Genomic DNA, 22,641 nt, shown 5'->3' with positions numbered 1-22,641 from the left:
TTTTTTAGCCTTTTTATTGAACTACATCGATTGCTCTCTTGGTGTTCTCCTCAAGGATTCAATGTTTTTTAAATCCCCCAAATTAGGGTGATTTTAGATTTAAAACTCTGATAATTTGAATCAAATTTTCAGTAGAGACCAGCCTAAGCCAGCCTCTACTTTTAACCTAATTAGACCGATAGTTTGCTACTTTCGGTGTTGATTAACCAAAAGAAACATTTGGGGTCACAAGGAACAGTTCAGGAGTGAGAATATCCGCATCCACACCCGAGAGAACCGCTAAGGTTTCCCCTGATCCGCTCACGCTAATCATCGCCCCTGCATCACTATTGGTAATCGAAAGTTCCTCAAACGTGAGTTCACCTTCGACTAAACCAATGAAGTCTTCAGTAACATCAAAATCAGTAATTAAATCTGTTCCATCTCCACTTCCGAAGACAAACAGATCGCTACCACTTCCGCCAGAGAAATCATCCCCTGTAAGAGTATCGTTACCCGTGACGCCCATAATGGTGTCATCACCCGCATCGCCGAAGATTTCATCATCGCCTTCATCCCCACTGAGGAGGTCATTACCGCCTTTACCGCCAATGCGGTCATTACCCGCACCACCGGAAATCACGTCATCACCCCCGTCAGAACCGCCAGGAGAACGGCTATTCGCATCACCGCGTAGGACATCATCACCCTCGCCACCGAAGATGGTATCATCGCCCAAGAGTCCGGCAACGAGGTCATCACCGCCTAAAGCATCGATGCTGTTATTTTCCCCATCACCGACCAGGGTATCCGCGTCATCGGTGCCAACGATATCGGGTTCATCACCGCCATCCTCACCGGGAACTAGGTCAAAGGCGATTTCGTATTCACCAATATTGACACCCGTTAGAGGAGAAATGCGACCACTACCCGTACCCGCTTCAAAGGGATCATAGATGGTATTTCCCCACTGACTGACACCGACAAAGTAAGTGCCTGTTTCAGTTGCGGTAAATTCGAGGTAAGGATCACGAGTACCGCTAAACACTTCATCAGCCGCACCCGCATTATTAACGCTGGCGAGTTCGTTACCTTCACCATCAAACAGTCGCAGATGAGAGTCTAAGCGTTGGGGAACATCGAAGTATTCGACTTCGTACTCAAAGGAGTCTACATCGATCTTGATAGTATCTCCCGCATTGAGGGCGAAGCTGTACATATCAACATCTTCAGACGCATCAACCGTCAGGCTATTACCTTCTTCGTCTTCGGCAAAATATTGACCAATTTCACCCTCAAAGCTCACATTAGAATTACCAGAGGTTAATCCTGTAGCGATCGCTTTGGCAATGGTATCATTGGCTTCATCACGAGACGTGGCAGCCTGTTCGGGAGTATCAACAATGCTAAAGGTTGCAGTTTCCCCTTCAGGATCAACTTGATAACCTGTACCCGCCTCTAAGGAGAAGGTAACTTCTTCTGGGCTTTCATCTTCACCATCATTGGCAACCGGGAGGCTAATAGTCGCGTCTTTTGCCGTTAGGGTCAGATCAAAGCTATCGTCTGCGACGTTAGAAATTTCGCCGCCTTCAACCACAATACCGTCGAGGTTAAACTCGGACAGGTTGGGCGCATTTACAGAAACCGTAACACCTTCTTCCGGGGGTTCCGCACTCAGGCTGAAGTTGTGAACCGATACCGTTTCTTCCGACTCAACTAAAACCTCGGGTTCTGTAGTCAGACTAACTTGAATTTGGGAGTCTGGGGTATCTTTAATGGTGACAACCGCGCTACTGCTATCGGGGTTTACCGTGTAACCAGCACCCGGTTCAATGGTGAAATTGTATTCTTCAATGCCTTCGATGTCATCGACGCTATTAAATACAGGTAAGGTAATGCTAGCGGTCGGAGCAAACATCTGGAAGTAGAACCCTGAGATGTTTCCATCAGGAATGGCGACTCCCCCATCAATATCGGCTTCAAAGATGCTAAATTCACTCAATGCGTTGGCAGTACCCGTGCTGACGTATACCTGTACGCCTTCTGCGGGTGGAGCTTCACTCAAGCTGAAATTGAGGGTAAACTCTGTTTCCTCGGACTCAATGAGTTCAGTCGGAGTAATTTCCAGGCTGACCTCTGGAGTTGTTGTCGGAACGGGCGCCTGATCGATAGTGTCGTAGAAGGTAACAGTAGAACTATTGAACGGCGAGACGTTGTAACCAGCGCTTTCTTCCAAGAAGAACGTTGCGGTTTCTGGGCCGTCGGTTTCCGGTTCGGCACGGTTGGATGGGTTGAGTGAGATGGTCGCAAAGGATTCTTCCAAGCGGAATTTAAACCCTGTCGCTTGACCATTTTCATCATAAACCGCATCAAGGAACTGTCCGCCTCGGGTAAACGGTTTATTATTTAAGTTGCCGCCATAGGGAACCGCATAATCTTGGCCGAATTCCTCATCTTCTAAGCCACCAAAGTAGTCGGGGAAGGCAATGTCGCTGTTGATATAGACCTCAATACCGCCTTCAGGAACTTCACCGTTTGCGGTCAAGACGAAGTTTAGAGCCGATCCCGCATCTTCGGGTGCCGTTTCTACTAAGCTGGGCGAGAGAATACCATATTCGTCATTCTCAAAGTCGTTCTGGTAGGTACCTGTTACTCCAAATAAGGAGATAACCGGGCCTTCACCTGTAGAAGCTGGAATTTCTGTCGGTTCGGGAGTAAAGGCGTTAGGATTATTGAGAGCAAAGTTGAGCGTATATTCACCGGGGCCGTATCCGTCTGGTTCGGCGTCAAAGTTACCTGTGCCTGATCCGGGAACGAGAGGATCATATTCTCCGTTGTTGTAGAGAGCAACCCCAACATAATAAGACCCATCTTCGGGAGCGGTAAACTCGATGTATGGCTCGAAACCTGAATTAAAGATTTCATCGGGCGCCGCACCATCATCATTAGAAGCGACTTCGGTTCCGTCTTCAGTGAAGATCCGCAGCCAAGGATCGACTTTGCGACCCGGTTCAAACTGGTTGGCGTCGGCATCGAGGCTGAGGATATCTCCGGCTTTCAGGTCTACTTTGTAGAAGTCTACATCTTCGGTAAAGTCAATGTAGAGTCGGCCATTTTCGGTTTCGTAGAAGTTGCTGGTTTCGTGATCGATAGTGCTGGTAATAGACAGTTCGGGGTTGTTTTCCCCTAAACCTGTATTAAACGCCAGTGGGATAATATCGTTGGGTTCGGTGACTTCCGTCGGTGGTGGAACTTCATCTGTCACATCCACTAAATTGAAGGTTGCAGTACCCGCTTCAGGGTTGACTTGATAACTGTCTCCAGCTTCTACGGTGAAGGTGGCTTCTTCTAACCCTTCTGTTTCACCATCGGCCGCCACAGGAAGGTTAATGGTTGCGGTTTGTGAGGTGAGTTTGAACTCAAAGCCGTCTAAACCTTCATTAACGCTAACAATTTCTCCGCCGATGACTTCGATGCTGTCTAAGTCAAATTCTGCTAACATCGGAGCGCTAACAGATATGGTGACGCCTTCTTCTGGGGGAGGTGAACTGAGGCTAAAGGTATGAACGCCGACGGTTGTTTCTGATTCAATCAGAGTGACAGGTTCAATGGTGTAGCTAACTTGCAGTTTAGAATCAGGGTTATCAGCGATCGTTACATCAAATCCACTGGCTTCAGGATCGATAGTATAACCGGGACCTTCTACTACTTCAAAGCTAAAGGCTTGTACCCCCTCGACAATGCCTTCTTCAATTTCTGGGTTGGTGGTTTCATCGAAAGCGGGTAAGGTAATTGATGCGCCATCTTCAAGAATCTTGAAGTAGAAGCCACTGGCTGAGAAGTTGGCAAAGGGTACTGCACCGCCTGAGATTTCGGCGTTGAAGACATCAAATTCTCCTAAGTCACCAAAGTTACCACTGGTGCTATTAACGTAAACTAAAATGCCGTCAGAGGGAACTTCACCGTCAACGTTAAAGGTGAGGGTGGTTGTGTTACCAACGGACTCAACTAATGCGGTTTCGCTAACGGTTAAGCTAATTTGGGGTGAGGTTTCAGGTTCTGGTGCGGTTTCGAGACTGTCGTAGAAGGTAACAGTGGAAGACCCCATCTCGCTGCTAACGCTGTAGCCCTCTCCTGCTTCTAGGGTGAAGGTAGCGTCTTCGGGGCCGTCGGTTTCGATTTCGGGTTTGTTTGTTAGGTTCAGGGCGATCAACGTATTCGGGCTGTTGACTCGCAGACGAATACCGGATGCTGCACCTGTTTCGGGGTCATAGACAGCATCTAAAACTTCACCGCCAACGGTTAACGGGCGACTTCCTAAGTTACGGAAGTAGTCGGCTAAAGCAACATCACTGTTAATGGTGACTTCTAAGCCTTCTTCTGGAATTTCTCCTGTGGTTTGTAGGCTGAGTATGAGAGTAGATGCGCCTGCTTGTTCGCCTAATGATTCCACCAGTTCGGGCGTTAAGATGGTATCGCGGAGTTCGGTGCGATCGCCATTAAAGGTGCCGGTCAGGGTTTGTAGTGAAACAACAGGGCCATCTGTTGGGGGTTCCGGTTCGGGTTCGCTAACCTCGCTATCATCAATGGTGATGGTAAATTCACTCGCTTCGGGATTGACTTCGTAGGTTTCACCGTTTTCTAGGGTGTAGGTGAAGGTTTCGAGTCCTTCTGCTACATCGTCTTCAAAGACGGGAACTGTCAGGGTTGCGGTTTGTTCTGTTATTCGGAAGACCACCGCACTGACGGTTTCGTTGGTTCCGGCAATGTTTCCGCCTGTTACGACTGGGCCTTCAACGGTGATCTCGTCTTCTGGATCGCGAGGGTTGGAGGCGTTGACATCAAACTCAGCAATGGCTCGGGGCAGATCGCCATTCAGATAAACTAAAACGCCTTCGGGTGGCGGGGCTTCATCCAGGGTGAATGTCAGGGTTATGGCGGTTTGTTCGGACTCTAACAGGGTTGTGGGTTCTGCTGTTACGCTAACGCTTGGCCCAACACCACCCTCTACACCATCGGTGACGGTGAAGCTGGCTGTCTCTCCATCGGGGTCAACGGTGTAACCAACGCCTGGTTCTAAGCTGTAGCTAAATTCTTGGTCGGCTTCTTCGAGAATATCGTCAAAAACCGGAATTTCGATGGTTGCTGTGGGTTCGGTGATCGTGAAGTTGAAGCTACTCAGGTCGTCTTCGAGAGCAAATAAATCTAAAACTCCCCCCGTCACTCCGGTTTCTACTAAGGGTCGGTCAAAGCGGAAGAACGGCTCTAAGGTTTCTGGATCAAAACGAACCTGGGCTGCGGTGAATTGTTGCAGGATACCGGGAACATCTCCCTGTAACCGCACTTGTAAGCCTTCTTCTGGGATATCGCCAGAGGTGTTGAAGTTCAGGGTTAGTACCGAGCCTTCGGCTTCGCTAATGGTATCTGGGCTAGCCGTAAAGCTGACTACTGGTTCTGTGGGTTCTGGTGAGGGTTCAGGTGAGGGTTCTGGCGTCGGTTCAGGTGAGGGTTCAGGCGTGGGTTCAGGCGTGGGTTCAGGCGTGGGTTCAGGCGTGGGTTCAGGCGTGGGTTCAGGCGTGGGTTCAGGAACAGGTTCCGGTTCGGGTTCCGGCGTCGGTTCCGGTTCGGGTGTTACTCCGTCGCTATCTTCAATTACAAATGTTGCTGAACTCGCTGCGGAGTCTATTTCATAGCCCTCGCCCGGTTGTATCGTATAGGTAAAGCTTTCTGAACCCCCTTCGTCTTCATTGTCATCAAACACGGGTAGGGTAATGCTTGCGGTTTGTTCTGTGATCCGCAGGGTAAAACCGTTGGTATCATCGCTCACCCCAACAATGCGGGCGCCGCTATATTGGGCTGCAAATACGTCTAACTCGGCGATCGCATTAACAATGGGACTGGTAACGGTGATATCAATTCCCTCGGCTGGTGGGGGTTCACTCAGGTCAAAGTTTAGGGTGAGTACCGTTGCTTCTTCTTCTACGAGGGTGTCAGGTGTTGCAGTTAAACTAACGGTGGGAATGAATACCCCTGCGTAGGTTTGGGTGACAGAAGGTAGAAAGGCTAATTTTTCCTGTACTGAACTGATGAACTCTCCGATGCGGATGTTCAGGTTCCAAGTTCCGCCTAAGTCGGCGTTTCCTACTCGTTGCTCTGAGGCGGTAATATTAGCTCCAGTAAGCTGATGCAAGATGTTAAGGAATTGATGTCCTACGCCTTGAGCAACTTGGCAACCGTATAAAACTAGGGAGTTGCCTTGTAGATATTTTGACCAATTTTTAAGCTGTTCTTGGTATTGGCTGAGGGTATTGAGACTTAATTGCGTTTGACCCAAATATAAACAGCCGGGTTCGCCGTGTGAGACGATGTGCAGGCTGTTGATAGCGGGGGAACGCTCTAATGCTGCGGTAATTTGCTCTACGCCGTCAACATTGGGGTCAAGCAGTAATACTTCTGCGTTCGGTTGGACTTGGCTGGTTAACCAAGAAGCATCGGTGACTCCAGAATCTATCGCAATAAGCATTTGAGCGTGTTTCATTTGGCGATCAACTGTTGTGCGATCGCCTGAAAATCGAATAAAATTGTCCATTATATGACCTCTACGAAAGTAGATTTTGATTTGACTGCCCAGAAGTGACGTTCTGGGTTTTTTGTCAGCAGAGTTGAGGAAAAATTACCCAACTTGCTGTTTTTGTCTTTGTTTTCAGCTCAAAACATAGGGACGGGGGGAACCTCAATTGAAGTGAGGCTTGACCCCAACTTTTGACAATAACTGTCAAGTAATAAAGCCTAGTGAAATATATAACATCTTTAACAACAATTTGAAAAGGGATTTTGAAAATATTTTATTTTTTGCAAATTTTTTGATTTTAAATCCTGATCAGGCTTGAAGATAGAAATCTTTGTGCTAATAAATTTTAATTTTTTTATTAATAAGCATCACAATTTGGATGACAACTAATTCAAATTCTCACCCCAAAAAAGACAAGTTAAGATTTAAGTTTACAGGATAAATGCTAATAGCGAGATTTACGTTTGAGTTTAGAACTGGCTCCCCAAATTCCAACACCCAGTAAGCTTAAAATTGAGGCAGGTTCAGGGACAGATTTACCAGGAATAGACTGTTCAAAGAACAGAATTTGTTCCACGAATTCATCGGGCGGAATTACCGCAGTAATGGTTGAGGTTTCTAGAGAATTGAGAACGTCGTTAATATTAGTGGAGGCAAAGGGTTCAGCAAATTGTAGGATAAATTCAAAGTTATCAAATGTCAGGGCGTTATTCTCCGTGTCAAGATTAATCGTGAGAGGCCCGGTTAAGTCGGTATTTCGGCTACCATTGAGGTCAATGGATAAGACACTATTGCCATCAATTAAAACATTGCCGACGGGGTTCGTTGGATCGACTGCTAAAGCGATATCAAATAAACGGGCGGTTTCGGATAACATTTGGCTGCTGATGCTGAAATCGTAGGCTAAATTTCCGAGTCCCTCGTTTTCAAAACCGAGTAGGGTATTAACTGCACCTAGTTCTAAGATTGGGTTATTTCCTGCTGTTGTGACGGCAGCATAATAGGTTCCACTTTCGGGAACTAGGTAGTTAAGAATGCGAGAATTTAGTCCGGTTGCGGTATCTTCTCCTACGGCAAGAATTTCACCTCGACTGTTGTATAAATAGGCGACAGAATCATCGTTAAAATAAGCGATTCCGGGTAAAGTTTCGGTGACATCGACTTGCAGGCTGAGTAATTCTCCTGCATTTGCCGTGAAGGAATAGACTTGATTTCCGGTACTGACTTCGCCAGAAGCGACACCTGTTCCGCTTGAATAATCGACGGGTGTAACATCATCAAACGGATCGTTATCTGCTTCGGTGGGTTCGGGCGGTTCGGGTTTAATTAACAGCACTTGACTGGCAGAATCTGAACCATATACAGATAACAGAATATCGCCTGTTACTGGATCTATGGCAATGCCTTCAGGCCCACCAGAACGGGGAAAACCTGTAATAAATTCTTGCTCGGTTGCGACAATAGGATTCCCATTTTCATCGACTTCAAAGGTGACGACGTTGCTACTATTAAATTCAGATAAAAGAATGCTAGCGGCGTTAAATCCGGGATAAGTTGTATCGACAAAGTTTATCCCTTCTAAGCCTCTAGAGCGCTCATCTGTTTGTAAAGAAATTTCTGAGATAGATGTAATTTCAAAGGTGCCGTCTGGGTTATAACTAACAGTGGCATCGTAGAAGTTGTCAGTATCGTAGGAGGTGATTTTGAGACGACCTTCTCCGGGTAAGCCTACAGGAACAAAGTTTAATCCGCCTGTAGAAGCTTGAACGCCTAATTCAGTGAGGTTAATAAATTTAGCAGGATTGGTTGTTCCTGGCAGGATTTGTCCTAAGTTGTTGTCTGAGTAAGTTGTATAGGCGATGACTCCAGACGGGGCAATGGTTAGGCCGCCATCAATTCCACCAAAGTTTTCTTCTGTTGATGTCGCTACACCAGGTACATTGGCATAGAAGCTTGCAGGGCCGCTGTAGCCTGTGATCCGACCATTGCTATCTCGTACTACGTCAACACTGTAAATTGCGGCTTCAGGGGCGTTAGCATTTCCCCCGATGAGTAGGGTATCTGTGTCTAAAAAGGTTAATCCACCGTAGGGCGCGGGGATGTTTCCACCGGTATCTAGGCTAATGGGGCCGAAGCTTTGGGAGGAGTAGAAATCAGAAAAGGGAGCAGCAAAGATTCCGGCTCGTGCGGGTTCGGCAAGAAAGGCGGAAAAACTCAATAAGGTGATACCCGCAGTTGCTCTGGCCAAGTGGTGATAGATGCTTCTGGTCATTAGATATTCAGTTAGTCGTAGGAGTACAAGTTCTGAGCTGTGATAGCAGTTCCAAGTTATTTGAGAATTAATTTCAAGAACGAGGTTATCATAAGTTGTAGTGTTTGGGGAAGTCTACTGAGTTTTGTAAAATCGGGGCTGAATTATGTAAAGCTTCTGTAAAGCAAACTGAGCAAGACTTGACTTTGTTTAACCAATGAAAAGATATAAAACCCTTGTATAGTGAGGTTTTCGGGGGATTTAAACAAATTTTCAGCTTCTAGATAAACATCTTAAAAATTCCCTGATAAATTGAGATAACATTTCAACTATCTTGAGATAGATTTGAGCCTTGAGACGAAGGTTGATGAAAAGGACATCCTTGAATATTATGATTTGGATCAAGCTGTTGCCAACGACTGAGGGCAAATTTATCGAGAGTTTTCAGGGCATTTCCGCGATCAAAACGCAGGCTTCCGGTTTCTTCTCCACCAAATTTTTGACAGACGGCTTTGTGAGCGGTTGCGAGTTCAAAATAGGCTTGTACAAAGCGTTCATGTTGGGGTTGTAATGCGGTGGGTAGCTGTTGAAAATGGGGACGTAAACGCTTCCAAATTTGCATTAACCAAGCATGATCCCAAGACATTAATCCACTAAAATCCGCAGATTGAACGTTAGGGGGTGCCATTGTGGGACGAATATATTCTTCATATTCTGCTCGACTAAAACTTCCCGCCAGGGACATAGCAGCACCCGATGCTAACATTAAATCGCTGGCGGTTTTGAGTTCGATTTCGGCTTGGGAAAGATTACCGGAGGTGAGATGTTTTTCAAAGCGACTCAGGCAGATAATTAAACCTTGGATATTCACGAAAAATGACCAGTGAAATCCTTGCCAAATTTGATAAGAATTGTATTGAGTCATGGGTTATCCTCCAAATATACATCAAAAACTCTAGCAAGTAGGTGAGCGTAACTGATAAATCCTTGTTTTTGTTGCTCAATCTGAGTAGAATCTAAGTTAGGAAAGTTTGAATTGGGTTGATTGCTAGAACAGAGCATTAAAAATTGTTGACCTGCAAGAATGACACTTTTCACTAAACAAAAAGCAGGTTGTTCGGTTTGAACATGGTTGACTTGAAAATAGCGATCATAATCTTCGACTTCCCAAGTTTTCAGCAATGCTTGTGTTGTGGATATTTGTGCGGGAGAAGTATCAACAGGTTCTAATATTTGCAAGGCTTGATGAATGAGAGTCAATGCTGTTTGAGTAGAGGTTTGTTTCAGTGCATTTAAGAAACCATTTAGGGCGTAAGTAATCTTGACTCGTTCAGTATCTTTTAAGGGATATTCTGTGGGTAAATTCCAGGGAAGAAGTAAGTCAAGCTGAGAGGTGGGATTAGGTTCACTCATGTTTGAGGAAAGACATTCAAAGAAAGAATGCAACAAATGATTGATCCCCCTAAATCCCCCTTTTTAAGGGGGACTTTCAACCCAAACCCCCCCTCCCTTTTGAAGGGAGGTGCCGCAGGCGGAGGGATTAATTTTAAGAGAGGTGCCGTAGGCAGAGGGATCAAGAGGGAGTAATAACCAAGAAGCATTCCTAGCAAACATTCAAGTATTTCATATTAATTCTTGAGAATATCCCGCCCTTCTCAGTGAAAAGAAAAGAGGTTTAAAGAAACCTCTCTTGGGGTTGAAGAAATTTAGGATTTTTCTAACTCCTCCATTTTTCGACGCAAACTGAGAGGGCGCATATCTGTCCAGACTTCTTTGATATAGTCTAAACACTCTTGTTTGAGTCCGCTTTTACCCACATCTCGCCATCCAAAGGGGATTTCTCGATAGTCTGGCCAGATTGAATATTGTTCTTCTTCGTTGATAACGACGCGATAAATTGTAGTATCTTCTTCTGAGTTCATGGTTAGAATTCCTCTGTTAAATTTGGGTGATTGAATTCAATTAAACTAAGGTTGATTCGGTGACAGGTTGGAGATTTCCTTCACCTGTTAAAGTTTGCAGGTTAATATCAGCAATACACCGAACTTTAACATAGTTTAAGGTTAAATCGCCTTCGATATGAACGGTTCCTGTTTCTTGTTCAAAGTTAGCGGTTTGAAAGTTACAAGCGTTTTCATCGAGTCTAACACCGAGTTCTGTTCCGCCTCTGGTTTGGGTAAATTTGATGTAGACATAGCCTCTATCGATGCTTTCTTTGAAGGCTGTTACTGTTTTTTCGGGTCTTAAACCGACTTCAATGGGATGTTTTCCTTGCGATAATCGTTGTACTAATTCGTCCATGTTTCTCCGTTGTATTTTCAGTCAAAAAATTAAGCTTCTGTTTTCTCTGTTTCTGAGGATGTTGCTGTTACGTTTACAGGTTCATAAACTGGAACTTCAAAGTTTAAAACATTATCACAAAATTCTTGCCATTCCGGTGTAATGTTGTCAAAAATGATGTTTTCATCTTTAAAGATTCCATCGGTGACAACATAGTTTTCTTGTAAATACAAAAAGTCATCTTCGGTGAGTTCTCGGTTGATTTCTATTTCTTCACCCTCAACAGTTTGGGTTTCTTTGCGGGTGTTTTCTTTGTTTTCTGTCCATTGACTAAATTGACGTAATCTGTCAATTGGATAAGCTTTGCAATATTTTCCCATTGTTGCCATTTTGTTTCCTCCTGAATGTCGGTGTTTAGATTTAAAAACCCGGTTTCTTGTAATGATATTAGAAATCCCGTTTGAGATGGAATTCAGAAACCGGGTTGTTCGGGTTTTTCCTCCTAAAGATTCTATAAAAAAACCCGGTTTCTTGTAATGATATTAGAAATCCAGTTTGAGATGGAATTCAGAAACCGGGTTGTTCGGGTTTTTCCTCCTAAAGATTCTATACAAAAACCCGGTTTCTTGTAATGATATTAGAAATCCCGTTTGAGATTGAATTCATAAACCGGGTTTTTCGGGTTGTTAAGTTTGAAGAATTCCAGCTTCTTTGAGTTCAACTAAACTATCTTTAAAAGTCTGAAAAATTGTGTTAATATCTTCGTCTGTGTGAGCGGTTGATAAAAAACCTCCTTTATCTCCTCGACGCAGATGTATTCCTTTGGTGAGGAGATGATAGGAGAGTAAGTTAATTGCTAAGGGAGAAATCGAACTCTGTGACATGGCGATTGCAAAAAAGGAACCAAAATGAGTAAAATGTACGGGTATATTTTCTGATTTCATCGCTGTATTTAAGCGATTAACCAGTTTTAAAGTACGTTGGTTTAACTGTTCTTGCAGGGTTGAACCTTGGGTTTTTAAATGTAACAGTGCGGCTTTCGCGGCGGCTAAGGAGAGGGGATGTTTACAGAAGGTTCCAGCAAAAAAGGTTGTCTTTTCTGAAGGAGATGAATCATCCCCAAAGTTCCACATTCCGCCATCTATTTTATCAAGATAATCAGCTTTTCCGGCGAGAATTGACATCGGTAAACCACCCCCGACAATTTTACTGTAAGTTACGATATCGGCTTCTACTCCAAACCAGGCTTGAGCGCCGCCAGGATGTATCCGAAATCCTGTCACCATCTCATCAAAAATTAGGGCGATTCCTTGTTCTTGAGTGAGACTTCTTAACTCTTGAATAAAGTCTTTCGGCTGCAATTCGGGACAGCGACTTTGTACAGGTTCAACCAACACAGCCGCAATATTTTTATGCTGATATTTTATCACATTTAACGAGTGAATATTACCATATTCAAGCACTAAAACATCTTTGGCTAAACTCGCTGGAATTCCCAAGGCTGCGGGGACGGCTTGGGAGTCAATTGTTGATTTTAATCCGAAATTAATCGGACGGGTAATTAACTCTATAAAGCGATTTGATTGGGATTTTTGCTCAAGTGTTCTACGAATTGCTTTTTTAGCATATTCTGTTAGTTTTGCTCTAACCAGAGTTTGGTCATTATGACCATGATAGGAGTTAGTGAAAATTACTATTTTTTTACGGTTTGTTGCGGTTCTGGCGATGCGAATTGCGGTCATTATTGCTTCGGTTCCAGTATTGCTAAATGTCACCCGTTCCATTCCGGTTAATTCACTCACCAGTTGAGCAACTTCACCTGCTAATTCAGCTTGAGCGCCGATTTGAATTCCTTTTTCAAGTTGTTCTTGAATGGCGGTTTTAATAAACGGGGGATTGTGACCAAATAGATTAATTCCTAATCCCATTAAGATGTCAATATATTCGTTTTCGTCGATATCCCAGAGGCGAGAACCGAGTGAACGTTCAGCGACAATTGAGTAGCAAGCTTCTTTGAGTTGGGGGTCAAAACTCAATCCTAAAGAGCTTTTATCGGCGAGAACTGAACGATAATATTGAGCGTATTGTTTAGAATTTTGTGTGCGTTGAATGTAGGATTTAATCAGGGTTTTGATGTGTGATTGTGGGCTGTTCTGGGTGTCTTTTGTTTGGAGTTGCATTGCTGATTCAGTGGGGTAGGTTTTACACAACTTTAGTTGCTGTTTTTTAGACAAACAAAGTAAGCAGAATGATTATTATCAAGCTGTAAGTTTCCTTCGATTGTCCTAATTTCAACATCTACAAAGCCGACTTCTTTTAATACTTGTTTCACTTCTGTTGCAGAATAGCCTCGAACTTTATAGATGATTTCTGAACGTTGCCAATCTGTCTCCCAGGATGAAAATTGATTGAGTATTTTTAGTCTAAATCGGGTTAATCTCCTTAAACTTAAGAGTTTATACAGTAAAGCTTTAAACTGTTTTTGAAGTGATACTAAGGGTGAATATCGTTTCTGACTGGGAGGTTTATAAATGGTGACTTTAAAATAGCCAAGCTGATCATTCGTGTTATAATTAGGAGTGATCGCCCAAGCAAAATGGTTTTCTATTTCCCCTTCAACTAAATGACCTTTCCACCATTTTTCCATCTGTCCTTGATGGTTGATATCAAATAAAAATAGACCCTTTTCTTTCAAAGATGAATAGACATTCTTAAAAACCAGTCTGAGTTCTTCTAACTCTAAGATATGGTTAAGAGAAGCACTGGTTGAAAAAGCCGCATCAAAACATTCTGGAAGTTCAAAATTACGAGCATCACCGAGTATAAATTGAGCTTTCGGAGCATTTTGACGCGCATATTCTAACATTTCTTCTGAACCGTCAAATCCCGTCAGTTGATAGCCTTTCTCAGACAATTTCTTCATTAAATGTCCAGTTCCACAACATAAATCAAGAATTTCTGCATTTTGAGACAGGTAAGGAAGCAACATTTTTTCAATTGGTTGCAGTTGGTTTTTACAATATTCAGGCCCCATTGTGGTATTGTATAACCAAGCCCAATTGTCATATTCGTTATAGCGTTCTTGAAGATTCATATCTGAAACCATAATTGTAATTTTCACTCCGAATAAATTGTTTGTTAGAGTTGTTTTTAATTCACTTTTTGAACTAATTGAGAGATGTAGGTTTTGAGCAAGTTAGCATCAATCGGGGGACAAGTGATTGATGTTTCGGCTAAACCTTTGATTGTATTTTGACAGTTTAATTTTAGATTCATTGATTTTTCCTTTGCTTTTTGAGAGGAGGTTGGTGAGAACAGCGAAACTAAGGGATAAAGGGGGTGTTCGGGTGAACGTTTTGCTATCTCTAACAGTTTGCTGTACCACTGTTGATAGGGGATTCTTTGAATGGGATAACCCATTAAACCCAGTTGTTCAAACAGTAGATTTGATGAAACAGGTTGAGGATGAATGAGATGAAATGCTTTTCCAATAAATTCCTGCTTTTGTGAGAGATGAACAAGGGCTTTACTTGCATAATCAACAGGTATTATGTCTAATAACATTTCTCCTTCCGGTGCGCTACCGAGTTGGATATAACCTAACATTAATCGATAGAGAAAATCGTTATTGTTAAAGTAGCCTGTTTGACTGCTTCCAGATATTTGCCCTATGCGATAAATGCTGCTAGGAAGTCCTCGTTGTGCTGCAATTTTAACTAATTTTTCCGCTACCCATTTACTTTGAGAATAGCCACCGTTGGGAACTTCTCCGATTTCTAAATCATCCTGTTCATTAATCACTTTAACTTGAGAATATTCGTTAAAGTTAAACACACTAACGCTTGAAATAAAATGTACAGGTTTGGTTTTAGATTGACAAGCTAATCGTAAAATTTCTTGGGTTCCTAAAACGTTAGTTTGCTTCAAAAGTGAATAGGGGGAAGCGTGATGTACCCAAGCGCCGTTATGATAAATGACATCTATTTCATCTGCTAATTGCTGAAATTGCTCAGAAGATAAACCGAAAATAGGTTGTGATAAATCTCCTCTAATGGGGATAATTCTAGGTTTGAATGACTCATCCCACAGAGAAGCAGACTTGAGAACATTTTTGAGCTTATCTTCTGTGAGTTCAGGTTGTTCACTGCGAACTAAACAATAGATTTTAGCTTCTGTTTTGTGTAGCAGTTCGTTGAGTAAAAAGCTTCCTAAAAAACCTGTTGCACCTGTTAATAAAATAGTTTTAGGTTGATTTCCTACAATCACAGGATTTTGAGGATAAATACTTTCATCTAATGTTGCTTCTGCTTTTAGATAATCTAATGTTATTTTATGCTGATTTTGAGTGTTCAGATAGTTAATAATTTCGGGTTTACGTTCTTTCAATTGTGTTTTCATCGTAGACGTTAGCACTCCTTTCGGAGCGTTACATCGGAGGATATCACCTTCTGTATAGATTTTAATATCTAACTGACTCAGTTTTGATAAAAACTCAGAAATCGGTTGGTGTAATTCTTGATGAGAATAACTAACCGAAAAATTGAGATTAACCGCACTTTCTGAATTGGCTTGTAAAAGAATTTCTTGGGAACCAAACAAACGCTGACTCATAATATTTTTACTTTGGCAATATTCAATCACTTTATTAGATTCTAAAATCGGTTTAGATTCTGGGGTATATTGAATTGAGGTAATAAAAGTTAGCCAGGGTTCTTGTCCCATCGCATAAATATAAACCTGTTGAGGGTTTAATTGATTGATAAGTTTAATAGCTTTGTGACTATCTGAACCATCAAGTCGGCGAGTTTGGGCAATTTTTCTAGGGATAGATTGAGTGAGTAACGAACCATAAGCCCAAGTAAAAGGTGCGCCTTCACATTCCATTCCAATAAACAAAATATCGAGTCTTTTTATTAAGCTTGAGAGATGTTGATAAAGTTGAGGTTCGATATTATTAGAGTCAGCCGCACACAAAATAGAACGATTTTTAACTTGGATTAAATAAGCTGTTTTTGCTGCAATATTTAAGTCACCATGTTCGCCCAAAACGGGTAAACTAACTATCTCACCTTGGGGAATGTCTATCACTTCTAATTCATCAATTTCTATAACGTTCGTAAAGCCAATTTGTTGTAAAATTAACTTCAAAGAGGGATCAATTAGTACACCTTTACTACTTTTAGGAACGATAATATTTTTGATTTTATATCGTAACTGTAACAGAGTTTCAAACATCACATGATCTTGATGATTATGTGTGATTAAAGCATAGTCAATCGTTGGGGGTAAATCTGCATAACTGTAACGATAAATTCCATCGAGAGTGTGATAACTCACTAAAGGATCACATAAAATACTAATATCTTCAGTTTCAATTAAAATACAAGCATGACCAAAATAACGCACTCTCACATCATTTCCTTGATATTTGGGTTGAGAAGAGGGAGGAGTTTCTGTAAATAAAGAAGTAAATAACGGTTCATTTTGAGGTGGAATTTCTAGCAAGTTTAAAATGTCTTGATAAGCTTGCGGTTTTTCTCTCATCTGAACGAGTTTATCGAGTCGTTTATCTGCAAATGAGAGGTTTAAATGTAGAGAATTTTCATCAGGTAAACGGGGGGTACTGAGTACAAAAGAACGTTGATCAATATTTCCTAAAGATAATGCTACACTTTGAAACGCTGGATTATAATATTGACTTCGGTATAACAGTCCTTCTATCAATCGAATTGAAGGGGTATTTTGAGCATCATAAACTAACTCAACATATCCTTTTAAAGCTTCAGGAACTTGTTGATAAAGCGGTTCTAGAGAATAGCCTTTTGCTTCCTCTCTTAACAGTTTTTCTAGGTCTTTAATTGCTTGTTCTAACTCTAACAGTCCGGCTAATTTATCTTTTGTTGTTTCCCATAACGCTTTAAGTTCATCTAACCGACTTTCATCATAGTTAATAAATGGCGCCCCTCGCATTGCTGGATTTTTTAACGCATCTTGATGAACTTGAGACGCCGCAATAAATGATTCTAGGATTTTCAGATGAGAATTAGCCACATAAAAAGCTGCTGTTGCAGGTGGTATTAAATAAGACCAAGCATACCACTGATTAAAGAGCGGTTCAATGATGACATTGGGTTTAAGATAGACTGGGTTTGTTTGGTGTGAAATTATCATGGTTAAAATTCGATTTCTTCTCGTTCTTCTTCGGTTTCTACAGGGGTTTGTAATTTATTGATTGTCTGTTTTTTCTGCAACAATTCTGCTAAACTGGCGACGTTGGATGCTTCAAACAAGTCGATTACAGTTATATGAACGGGAAATCTAGGTAATAACTGAGCGATTAATTGAGTGGCTAACAATGAATGTCCGCCTAACTCAAAAAAGTCATCATAAATTCCGACTCGTTCAACTTCAAGGACTTTTGCAAAAATATCGGCTAATATTTCTTCTGTAGCATTGCGGGGTGCAACAAATTCTTCTGAGGTTGAAGGTTCTTGATAGAGGTTTGATAAGGCTTGATGATCAACTTTTCTATTGGGAGTTAGGGGTATGGTTTCCAATTCAACAAAACTGCTAGGAATCATGTATTCTGGTAACTTTTCTTTGAGGAAGTTTCGCAGTTCTTTTGAGGTTAAATTGATGCCTGAATTCACCACAAAGTAAGCCACTAATCTTTTATCTTTTCCGGGTTCTTCTTGAACAATAACAACGCTATTTCTAACTTGAGGATACTGATTTAATAAAACTTCTATCTCTCCTGGTTCTATGCGAAAACCTCTAATTTTAACTTGATGATCAACCCGTCCAAAGAGTTTAATACTTCCATCCGGTAAGTAACCCGCTAAATCTCCCGTTTTATACAAACGATTTGAAGTATTCTCAAACTCAGAGGGCGAATAAAAAGGATTAGGAATAAACGTCTGTGCGGTTTTTTCCGGTTGGTTTAAATAACCTCGCGCTAACCCAACTCCGGCGATATAAAGTTCACCTAAAACCCCAACAGGAACAGGTTGTAAATTAGCATCTAAAACATAAAGTTGTTTGTTCGTACTGGGGCGAATTGTGGGTTGATTTGAATAACCATTTCCACACTCAACCATACTTGCATTAACGGTGACTTCTGTTGGCCCGTAAGCGTTAATAAAACGGCGATTTTTTGACCATTTTTCAATTAAATCAACGCTAGGCGCTTCGCCTCCGACTAACACCATTTCTAAAGCAGGTAAATTTTCAAAAGGAGTTGCGGCTAATGCAGAGGGAGTAATGGTAATATGGGTAATATTTTTTTCGCGTAAAAGTGTTAATAAATCTTGTCCGGGGAGTAAGGTTTCAACGGGTGCTAAACAGAGTTTTCCTCCACTTGCTAACGCCATGATGATTTCTGGAATAGACGCATCAAAGCTAAAGGAAAAGAACTGAAGAACACAACTATCAGAATGAACTTGACAAACGCGAATTTTGTCTTCTGTGAGGTTGACTAACCCGCTATGTTGAATTAAAACGCCTTTGGGAAGTCCGGTTGAACCGGAAGTATAAATAAGATAAGCGAGGTTATCCGGTGAAACTGAAACTTGGGGATTTTCTGGGGTTTCTTGACTGATAATATTCCAGTCTTTATCTAAACAAATAACATCTAAATCTGAGGTTTGAGAAATAGACAGATGAGATTGAGTTAATAAGACTGAAATTTGTGAGTCTTCTACCATGTAGGCGAGTCGTTCTGCGGGATAATTTGCATCCAAGGGTAGGTAAGCACCCCCCGCTTTAAAGATGCCTAAAAGGGCGATAATCATCTCAAAAGAACGCTCAAAACAAATCCCGACTTTTACTTCGGGTTTGACTCCTTTTTTGATTAAATAATGGGCGAGTTGGTTGCTGCGTCTATTGACTTCTTGATAGGTTAATTGTTCATCTTGGAAAATTAAAGCAATAGCATCGGGAGTTTGATTAACTTGCTGTTCAAACAGATGATGAAAGCATAAATGTTCTGTATAGTTTTTCTGTGTTTGGTTCCAAGCTTTGAAAATTTGATGCTGTTCACTGGGGGTTAATAGGGATAACTCACCAATTCGTTTATCTGGGTTTTTAACTATTTCTTCTAATAAGGTTTGAAAATGTTCAACCAGACGAGAAATTGTTTCTGCTTTAAATAAATCTTGGTTGTATTCAAACCCCCCGACTAATTCTGATGAGGTTTCATAGATATCTAAACTTAAATCTAATTTAGCAGTTGGGTTTGTTTGTTTGAGAGAAGTTAAACTTAAACCGGGTAATTTAAACTCATTTTGGGGTGCATTTTCAAGTCTAAATTTAACTTGAAATAAAGGGTTATAACTGAGATCGCGTTCGGGATGGAGTTGTTCAACCAGTTTTTCAAAGGGTAAGTCTTGATGATCGTAGGCTTCCCAAGTTGTCTTTTTAACACGCTGAAGAAACTCTCGAAAGGTTGGGTTTCCTTTTAAAGAATTTCGCAAGACTAAGGTATTTACAAAAAAGCCGATTAATCCTTCTATTTCTTTCCGGTTACGATTCGCAACGGGAGAACCAACGATAATATCTTCTAAACCTGTATAACGGTAAAGTAAGACGTTAAATACTGCTAATAATATAACAAATAAAGTAACCCCTTCTGCTTGGCTTATAGCCTTAATTTTCTGGGTTAAATCTTCAGAAATTACAAAGGTTTGATTGTCTCCTCGAAAGCTTTGAACTCGACTCCGGGGAAAATCGCTGGGAAGTTGCAAAACGGGTAAGGTTCCCTGGAGTTGTTGTTTCCAATAGGAGAGTTGTTTCTCTAAAACTTCGCCTTGTAACCACTGACGTTGCCAAACTGCAAAGTCTGCATATTGCAGGGATAATTCGGGTAAGGGTGAGGGTTTATCCTCACAAAATGCCGTGTAAATTGTGACGAGTTCTCGGATAAAAATTTCCATTGACCAACCATCGGAAATAATATGGTGCATTGTTAATAACACCACAAATTCGGCTTGATCGAGTTTTAATAAGGTGACTCTTAATAATAAATCTTTGGCTAAATTAAAGGGTTTTTGTGTTTCTTCACTGAGTAAACGAATGACTTCTGTTTCTTGTTTTGTTGGGTCTAAATGTTGTAAATTAAGTGAATGAGTTTTTAGAGTAGCATTTTGGGAAATCACTTGAACGGGTTGACCATCCTGTATAATAAAGTTGGTGCGTAATATCTCGTGTCTTCGGATGATTTCATTGAGGCTTTTTTCAAACAACTCAATATTTAATTCTCCAGTTAAACGGACTGCACTGGGAATGGTATAAGTTGCTGTATCGGGTTGAAGTTGTTCTAAAAACCAAAGTCGCTGTTGAGCGAAAGAAAGGGGTAAATTTTGTTGACGGGAGACGGGTTGAATGGCTTCTAACGGACTTTGAACAGACTGCTGAACTTGACTAATAAAGCTGATAATTTCGCTTTTACGTTGCTTGAGTTGATGAATTAAATCATCGGTTAATAGTTCTTCTGGCGCACTGAACCGTAACCGTTTTTCTAGATTTGTATTTTTGTCTGCACCCTCGACCCATAGTTTGACATCCAAACGATACAGGTCTAATAAAAATTCGTCAATTGATTTCATAATTAAGATTGAATGTCATTAATTTTGGAAAAAAGTAGGTTTATATCAGTACAGAACCCCAAACAGGGCGGGTTTATTCAGCTTGTCTGCTTGAACTATACATGAGTGCGGAACCCGCCCCTACGGGTTTATTTTTGATAAAAATTCTTAAAAAAGTTTAGCATAATCCTTTTATTTAAGCAAGGAAAATTGATTCATCTGATAAACCTTAATCCAAGGGTCAAATTAATACAATTACTCCTGAAATTGACCGTTTTCCCAGGTTCCTTCTACACGAGTACCGTCTGCATAAACATAGGTTCCTTTGCCATGTTTTTTCCCGTCTTTAAACTCCCCTTGATATTGATCGCCATCAGCATATTTACAAACAGCCTGACCGTTAAAATTGCCTGCTTGAAGTTCCCCTTCACAGCGATCGCCATTGGCAAACGTATAAACCCCTTTGCCGCTAATTTGACCGTCTTTAAATTCCCCTTCATAACGATTACCATTGGCAAAAGTTAATACCCCTTGTCCTTGAGGTTTTCCTGCTTGAAATTCTCCTTCATAGCGATTACCATTAGAATATTCTCGCACACCTTGACCCTGAAATTGTCCGTCGCTAAATTCTCCTTGATACTGTCCGCCTTCGGCATAAGTATAAGTCCCTTTTCCCTGAAATTGTCCGTTATTAAATAGTCCTTCATAGCGATCGCCATTCGCCAAGACATAAACCCCTTTACCCTGGCGGCGACCCCCAACTAATTCCCCTTCATAACGGTTTCCAGAGGAATATCCACAAACGCCTTGACCATTGAGTTGACCGTCTTTCACCTCACCTTCACAGCGATCGCCATTGGGTGTAATATAAACCCCTTTTCCGCTAGGTGATCCGGCGTTAAATTCTCCCTCATAACGAGCGCCATTCGCCGAAATAAACACACCCTGACCTTGAAATGCACCCGTTACAACTTCCCCTTCATAGCGATCGCCATTGGCAAATTCCCAGACTCCTTTTCCGTTAAATTCACCCGCTAAAAATTCCCCTTCATAGCGACCGCCATCCGCAAACGTATAAACCCCAATTCCTTCAGGTTTTCCCTCTGAAAAATTTCCTTCATATTTTGCACCATTTGGATATTCACAGACTCCTTTTCCGTTTAATTTACCATTACTAACTTCCCCTTGACAACGAGTTCCATCTGGGGTTTTAATTTCGGCTGCCTTAACAGTAACTCCCCAAAATAAAAGTGTAATAATTAATAAATAGATAAAACGAAACATGGCTAATTAATTTTTTGATAAACTGCAATTTTTTGTTAGTTTAAAGTAAACTGAATGGGTAAACGAACTGGGCGACTTGCACCGCCATCGGGAGGCAAAAATCGCATCCGAGAAGCAGCTTCGATCGCAGCTTCATCGAGATCAGTATTTCCACTCGACTGCACAATTTCCAATTGAGCAACTCGACCATCTGTTCCCACCAAACCCCGAACAATTGCCGTTCCCTCAACGCCCTGATCTCGGAGACTGTTAGGATATCGCGGCACACAGTTATCGACACAACTCAACCGTCCACCCCCTCCATAAGCCGTGTCCGTCTCATTTCCCGCGCTGTTGCCTGTCCCCCCCTCGACCCCATCGGGACGCCCAGGCGCCTCACCCCCTCGGCCATCTAAGGGTGAACCGCCAAACGCCTGATCTCCTGTGCCGGGAGTTTGCCCACCTGTGGGACTCTCACCGCTTCCTATTCCGGCAAAAGACCCTTCTAAACCGGAGGGAGAACCCCCAGTTCCGGGTTGAGGAACGGCACCTTGAGACGGTTGCGATCGCTCGGCTGCTGCACCCAAAGCGGCTGTATCATTGGCTGTTGGGGTTTCTGTGGGGGTGTTGGCGGCTCCGCCCTCGACTTCTAACTCACCCAGGGGACTGGTGAGGGGGGCATCTGGGGCAATATCCGCTTCGGCAAGGGGTTCAGG

General features: G+C 42.1%; 13 protein-coding genes. All 13 read right to left on the bottom strand.

The features are described from left to right. Positions 1-202 precede the first annotated feature (202 nt). The gene (locus WN50_RS35335; protein ID WP_200906278.1) at positions 203-6,568 is read right to left on the bottom strand and encodes a DUF4347 domain-containing protein; all 6,366 of its coding nucleotides are present in this window, start codon (positions 6,566-6,568) and stop codon (positions 203-205) included. 427 nt (positions 6,569-6,995) lie between these two features. Beyond that, positions 6,996-8,822, bottom strand: coding sequence for a PEP-CTERM sorting domain-containing protein (locus WN50_RS13855; RefSeq protein ID WP_053221510.1), 1,827 nt, complete (start codon positions 8,820-8,822; stop codon positions 6,996-6,998). Positions 8,823-9,126: 304 nt separating this feature from the next. After that, positions 9,127-9,726, bottom strand: a complete 600-nt coding sequence (locus tag WN50_RS13850; protein WP_046279814.1) for a hypothetical protein — start codon at positions 9,724-9,726, stop codon at positions 9,127-9,129. After that, positions 9,723-10,214, bottom strand: coding sequence for a hypothetical protein (locus WN50_RS13845; protein WP_046279813.1), 492 nt, complete (start codon positions 10,212-10,214; stop codon positions 9,723-9,725). Before WN50_RS13845 ends, WN50_RS13850 begins: the two co-directional genes overlap by 4 nt. Positions 10,215-10,507: 293 nt before the next feature. Beyond that, a complete protein-coding gene (locus WN50_RS13840; protein ID WP_046276759.1) occupies positions 10,508-10,723 on the bottom strand; it encodes an MbtH family protein in 216 nt (71 codons plus the stop codon). A gap of 40 nt (positions 10,724-10,763) precedes the next feature. Next, entirely contained in the window at positions 10,764-11,102 is a 339-nt protein-coding gene (locus tag WN50_RS13835) for an MbtH domain protein (protein WP_046276760.1), read from the bottom strand. 29 nt (positions 11,103-11,131) lie between these two features. After that, positions 11,132-11,470, bottom strand: a complete 339-nt coding sequence (locus WN50_RS13830) for a hypothetical protein (RefSeq protein WP_046276761.1) — start codon at positions 11,468-11,470, stop codon at positions 11,132-11,134. 297 nt (positions 11,471-11,767) lie between these two features. After that, positions 11,768-13,261: an aspartate aminotransferase family protein gene (locus WN50_RS13825; RefSeq protein ID WP_046276762.1), complete on the bottom strand. Its 1,494-nt coding sequence runs from the start codon at positions 13,259-13,261 to the stop codon at positions 11,768-11,770. A 32-nt stretch (positions 13,262-13,293) separates the two neighbouring features. Then, on the bottom strand, positions 13,294-14,187 hold the full coding sequence (locus WN50_RS13820; protein WP_235440956.1) for a class I SAM-dependent DNA methyltransferase: 894 nt from the start codon (positions 14,185-14,187) through the stop codon (positions 13,294-13,296). Between the two features lie 44 nt (positions 14,188-14,231). Next, positions 14,232-17,252, bottom strand: coding sequence for a thioester reductase domain-containing protein (locus WN50_RS13815; protein WP_046276763.1), 3,021 nt, complete (start codon positions 17,250-17,252; stop codon positions 14,232-14,234). A 2-nt stretch (positions 17,253-17,254) separates the two neighbouring features. Then, complete coding sequence (locus WN50_RS13810) at positions 17,255-20,683, bottom strand: non-ribosomal peptide synthetase (protein WP_046276764.1); 3,429 nt, start codon at positions 20,681-20,683, stop codon at positions 17,255-17,257. A gap of 234 nt (positions 20,684-20,917) precedes the next feature. Further along, the gene (locus WN50_RS13805; protein WP_046276765.1) at positions 20,918-21,946 is read right to left on the bottom strand and encodes an MORN repeat-containing protein; all 1,029 of its coding nucleotides are present in this window, start codon (positions 21,944-21,946) and stop codon (positions 20,918-20,920) included. A gap of 35 nt (positions 21,947-21,981) precedes the next feature. Beyond that, a partial coding sequence (locus WN50_RS13800) for an energy transducer TonB (protein WP_049559482.1) occupies positions 21,982-22,641 on the bottom strand: 660 nt, incomplete at its 5' end.

The sequence above is a fragment of the Limnoraphis robusta CS-951 genome, from assembly GCF_000972705.2.
Note: the sequence above shows the minus strand (reverse complement) of the source record. Positions and strands in the feature narration are given on the sequence as shown.

What these genes read in the sequence shown, in the direction of transcription:
- WN50_RS35335 (WP_200906278.1), bottom strand. Translation starts at nt 6,568, where the DNA reads ATGGACAATTTTATTCGATTTTCAGGCGATCGCACAACAGTTGATCGC.
- WN50_RS13815 (WP_046276763.1), bottom strand. Translation starts at nt 17,252, where the DNA reads ATGATAATTTCACACCAAACAAACCCAGTCTATCTTAAACCCAATGTC.
- WN50_RS13835 (WP_046276760.1), bottom strand. Translation starts at nt 11,102, where the DNA reads ATGGACGAATTAGTACAACGATTATCGCAAGGAAAACATCCCATTGAA.
- WN50_RS13840 (WP_046276759.1), bottom strand. Translation starts at nt 10,723, where the DNA reads ATGAACTCAGAAGAAGATACTACAATTTATCGCGTCGTTATCAACGAA.
- WN50_RS13825 (WP_046276762.1), bottom strand. Translation starts at nt 13,261, where the DNA reads ATGCAACTCCAAACAAAAGACACCCAGAACAGCCCACAATCACACATC.
- WN50_RS13820 (WP_235440956.1), bottom strand. Translation starts at nt 14,187, where the DNA reads ATGGTTTCAGATATGAATCTTCAAGAACGCTATAACGAATATGACAAT.
- WN50_RS13845 (WP_046279813.1), bottom strand. Translation starts at nt 10,214, where the DNA reads ATGAGTGAACCTAATCCCACCTCTCAGCTTGACTTACTTCTTCCCTGG.
- WN50_RS13855 (WP_053221510.1), bottom strand. Translation starts at nt 8,822, where the DNA reads ATGACCAGAAGCATCTATCACCACTTGGCCAGAGCAACTGCGGGTATC.
- WN50_RS13830 (WP_046276761.1), bottom strand. Translation starts at nt 11,470, where the DNA reads ATGGCAACAATGGGAAAATATTGCAAAGCTTATCCAATTGACAGATTA.
- WN50_RS13810 (WP_046276764.1), bottom strand. Translation starts at nt 20,683, where the DNA reads ATGAAATCAATTGACGAATTTTTATTAGACCTGTATCGTTTGGATGTC.
- WN50_RS13805 (WP_046276765.1), bottom strand. Translation starts at nt 21,946, where the DNA reads ATGTTTCGTTTTATCTATTTATTAATTATTACACTTTTATTTTGGGGA.
- WN50_RS13850 (WP_046279814.1), bottom strand. Translation starts at nt 9,726, where the DNA reads ATGACTCAATACAATTCTTATCAAATTTGGCAAGGATTTCACTGGTCA.